5 protein-coding genes are annotated in these 4,204 nt (G+C 35.5%); 3 read left to right on the forward strand and 2 right to left on the reverse strand.

Annotated features, from left to right (window positions below; all coding sequences use genetic code 11):
* A partial coding sequence (locus tag ABWO41_RS16015) for an alpha-L-fucosidase (RefSeq protein WP_353140199.1) occupies positions 1-883 on the forward strand: 883 nt, incomplete at its 5' end.
* 97 nt (positions 884-980) lie between these two features.
* Positions 981-1,301, forward strand: a complete 321-nt coding sequence (locus ABWO41_RS16020) for a hypothetical protein (protein WP_353140201.1) — start codon at positions 981-983, stop codon at positions 1,299-1,301.
* Between the two features lie 53 nt (positions 1,302-1,354).
* Here ABWO41_RS16020 and ABWO41_RS16025 read toward each other — a convergent pair whose 3' ends face one another.
* Positions 1,355-2,005, reverse strand: a complete 651-nt coding sequence (locus ABWO41_RS16025; RefSeq protein WP_353140203.1) for a VTT domain-containing protein — start codon at positions 2,003-2,005, stop codon at positions 1,355-1,357.
* A 139-nt stretch (positions 2,006-2,144) separates the two neighbouring features.
* The gene (gene accD / locus ABWO41_RS16030; protein WP_353140205.1) at positions 2,145-2,990 is read right to left on the reverse strand and encodes an acetyl-CoA carboxylase, carboxyltransferase subunit beta; all 846 of its coding nucleotides are present in this window, start codon (positions 2,988-2,990) and stop codon (positions 2,145-2,147) included.
* Positions 2,991-3,152: 162 nt separating this feature from the next.
* Here accD and fbaA point away from each other — a divergent pair.
* Positions 3,153-4,204: class II fructose-bisphosphate aldolase (gene fbaA / locus ABWO41_RS16035; protein ID WP_353140207.1), on the forward strand; the 1,052-nt coding region annotated here is incomplete at its 3' end.

Consider the following 4,204-nt stretch of genomic DNA (forward strand, 5'->3'; position numbering starts at 1 on the left):
ATTATCAAATGCAGCCGCAAGAGGTGGGAATTTAATGTTGATTATTGGTCCGGATGGAGAAGGAAACATTCCGGAATTTTCAGTTCAATATTTAAAAGAAGTAGGGAAGTGGTTAAAAGTAAATGGCGAAAGTATTTATGGCACAACAGCAGGACTACTAGGTCAACAGCCGTGGGGAGTAAGCACATCGAAACCGGGCAAACAATATCTGCATGTTTTACAAAAGCCTACAGATGGCAGACTTTTTATACCTGAATTTAATGTAGATCTATCTAAAGTATATCTCCTGGCTAATGGTAAACAGTTGCCCTATCAAAAGAAAGGTAAAGATCTGGAGATTACTTTACCCGTAGGAGCTGCGGAGATTTTAAATGAAGTAGTTGTTATAGAATACGGAGGGAAATATAATCGGGCTGTATCTTATAATGTTATATCCGGTAATTTCAGTGAAATAGAAATCCCTGCTTACTTTGCAAAAACAATAGGAAATGCGAATTTAAAGAGTCTCACTTATAGCCACTATTATGGCGATTGGAAACACACGAATTGCATAGTAGATATTAAAAATCCCACAGATGAAATCGTGTTTGATATACGGATTATAACCCCTGGTACCTACAAAGTTAAGCTGGATTATAACTGTGGAGCAGAGTCTGCATTACAGGAGGGGGTATTAAATATAAACGGTTCAGACTTTTTGTTTAGAACCTTAAAAACAGGTGAATTTGATAGAAGGGCACCATTACCATTAGTACAACATAGTATTGCAACAACAACATTTACCAAAGGTGGCTTATATAAAGTGAGTATTAAACCATTAAAAGGAGGTAAAGAACTTTTTAAATTAAAATCGCTGATTTTTGAGCCTGTGAATACCAGATAATGCTAACACAGTTTAATACCCGGCCAATTCAAATGACTGTTTAAGGCTCAATTGATCTTATATTAGAAATAGTATAAATTTTAAAGTCTATTTTTTTATGAAAAAGCTATTATTTGTTTTATTGCTGTCTTTTGCCTGTACAAGTATTTACGCACAGGTAAAAGAAACTAATCTAGGACAGGAGGTGTATTCTAATGGAGATTCTTACGGGTACTATATTGATGCGATTCCCGGAGCTATTTCCTATGATTGGTCTGTACAGGGCTCGGGCGATGCAATCATTTATCCGGTGGGTGACAGGTGGATCGATATTATTTTTGAAGATCCTGGCTACTATGATGTGATTTGTGTAGTAACGATGAGTGACAATTCTAAAGTTACCTATGCCCTTTATGTTTCTGTTACGGAAGAAGAGTGATCGATTTTATTTAAATCCAGTTTAAAACTCCCGGCAATAAACCGGGAGTTTTTTTATACCGTTTTCTTTTCTTTCTTAGAATAAATAGCGCCAATAACAGGCGGAAGTGTACTTAAGAAAGTAATGAATAAAATAGCCCAGCTAAAATTGTCTTTTACAGCGGGAATATTACCAAAAAGATAGCCTAAAGTCAAAAAGCTAACAATCCAGGCTAACGCTCCAATAATATTGAACAAGGTATATTTTGCAAAGGGCATTTTGATAACTCCCGAAACAAAAGGAACAAAAGTTCTTAGAATAGCAAAAAATCTGCTGAAGATTACAGCTTTACCGCCATGCTTATTAAAGAAGTCTTGTGTGCTGTGATAATAGCTTAATTTTAAGATTTTATTCTCTGGTTTAAAAACTTTTGGTCCCAGATATTTACCTAAATGATAGTTTACGGTATTACCCGTTATGGCGGCAATAATCAGAATAAAGCCTAGTAAAAATATATTTAGCCCCGTGTCACCGCCAGCAATTAAAGCCCCGGCGGCAAATAATAAAGGGTCTCCAGGTAAAAAGGGAGTAACTACAAAGCCGGTTTCCGCAAATATGATAATGAATAAAATCAGGTAAGTCCAGAATTTATAATTTTTAATAATATCGTTTAAATACTGGTCTACATGAAGAAGTATGTCTATAATGTCTTTAATAAAATCCACAGTTTCTAGCTTTTTGCAAACGAAAATACGCTAATCTTTAAAAAGATACGGGGGTAAATTGCTTGAGAAATGTAATAATTTACATACAACATTCATAAAAAAGCTTCTGAACCTATATAAGTACAGAAGCTTTGTCTATTTAGTTGTGCATCATTTTAATAAAAGAAGATATCTTTTTCTTTAATTCTCTTCTGTCAACTATAAAATCAAGGAAACCATGTTCCAATACGAACTCCGAAGTCTGGAATCCCTTAGGAAGATCCTTCTTAATGGTTTCTTTAATTACACGAGGACCAGCGAAACCAATTAAAGCACCTGGCTCTGCGATATTGATATCTCCAAGCATCGCATAAGAAGCTGTAACCCCTCCCGTAGTAGGATCTGTTAACAAGGAAATATACGGGATTTTCGCCTTAGCCAAGAGAGCTAATTTTGCTGAGGTCTTAGCCATTTGCATTAAAGAAAATGCGGCTTCCATCATTCTCGCACCTCCGGATTTGGAGATCATTAAAAACGGAATTTTATGTTCGATAGCATAATCAACCGAGCGGGCAATTTTCTCACCTACCACAGAACCCATAGAACCGCCAATAAAGTTAAAATCCATACAGGCTACTACTAAGTCCTGTTGGTCTATCTGACCATGAGCTGCTCTGATAGCATCTTTTAAACCAGTTTTTTTAGCGCTTTCTATAATTCTGTCCTTATAAGATTTAGTATCTACAAAAGACAAAGGATCACCAGAGGTAAGGTTAGGGAATAATTCTACGAATGCATTATTATCAAATAATATTTCGAAATATTCCTTAGAACCTACTCTCAAATGGTAGTTGCAGTACATACAAACGTATTTGTTTTCTGCTTGTTCTGTATAGTGTAAAGCTTTCTTACAGTTTGGACATTTGTTCCAAACGCCGTCCGGAGCTTCCTTTTTTTCGTTTGTTGAGGTAGATATTCCTTTTGTATTTCTTTTAAACCAAGCCATTCTCAAAAAAAGTGTGATTGCAAATAAACGAAAAAATGATGAATTGTAAATGCGTTAGTTTTTTCTTCTGCTATTTAGTCTAATATTTCAGCCTAATTTTCCACTTAGAACGCCCTATTAAAATAATTTTCATAACTTCGAGGGTAAGAAAAATGTTATAAAATGAGTTTAAAAGATTTTAAAGGTGTAATTACCGGAGACCAAGTTCAAGAGTTGTTCGAGATTGCTAAAAAACATCAGTTTGCATTACCTGCTGTAAATGTAATTGGAACTAATTCAATAAATGCAGTATTGGAAACAGCGAAGGCTGTAAACTCGCCAGTAATTGTACAATTGTCTAACGGAGGAGCACAGTTTTATGCTGGAAAATCTTTAGATAACAGCAAACTGCAAGCTTGCATTTTAGGAGCAGTATCTGCGGCCCAACACGTTCATTTATTGGCAGAACATTATGGTGTAGCTGTAATTTTACATACAGATCATTGTGCGAAGAAATTGTTGCCTTGGTTAGACGGACTTTTAGATGCAGGAGAGAAATTCTACGCCCAACATGGTAAGCCTTTATTCTCTTCTCATATGATTGATCTTTCTGAAGAACCAATAGAGGAAAATATAGAAATATGTAAAACTTACCTTCAACGTATGAGTAAGCTGGGGATGACTTTAGAAATTGAATTGGGAGTAACAGGTGGTGAGGAAGATGGTGTGGATAATACCGACGTTGATTCTTCTAAATTATATACACAACCGGTAGAAGTAGCTTACGCTTATGAAGAATTAAGTAAAGTGAGCGATAAATTTACTGTAGCAGCAGCTTTTGGTAATGTTCATGGTGTGTATAAGCCAGGAAACGTAAAATTACAACCCGTTATTTTACATAATTCTCAGGAATATATAAAAGAGAAATATAATCTTTCTGCAGAAAAGCCAATTAATTTTGTGTTCCATGGTGGTTCTGGTTCTTCTCAGGAAGAAATCAGAGAGGCGCTTTCTTACGGTGCTATTAAAATGAATATCGATACAGATATGCAGTGGGCTTTCTGGGAAGGAGTGCTAAACTATTACAAATCTAAAGAAGGTTATTTGCAAGCGCAAATTGGTAACCCTGAAGGAGAAGATTCACCAAATAAAAAATATTACGATCCAAGAGTTTGGTTAAGAAAAGGTGAAGATCAGTTTGTTGAACGATTAAAAGTTGCATTTGCAGATCTTAA

It is taken from the genome of Pseudopedobacter sp., assembly GCF_040392825.1.
GTDB lineage: Bacteria > Bacteroidota > Bacteroidia > Sphingobacteriales > Sphingobacteriaceae > Pseudopedobacter.

Excerpts from the sequence above, each read along its gene's own strand:
- ABWO41_RS16020 (WP_353140201.1), top strand. The coding sequence starts at position 981 with ATGAAAAAGCTATTATTTGTTTTATTGCTGTCTTTTGCCTGTACAAGT.
- accD (WP_353140205.1), bottom strand. The coding sequence starts at position 2,990 with ATGGCTTGGTTTAAAAGAAATACAAAAGGAATATCTACCTCAACAAAC.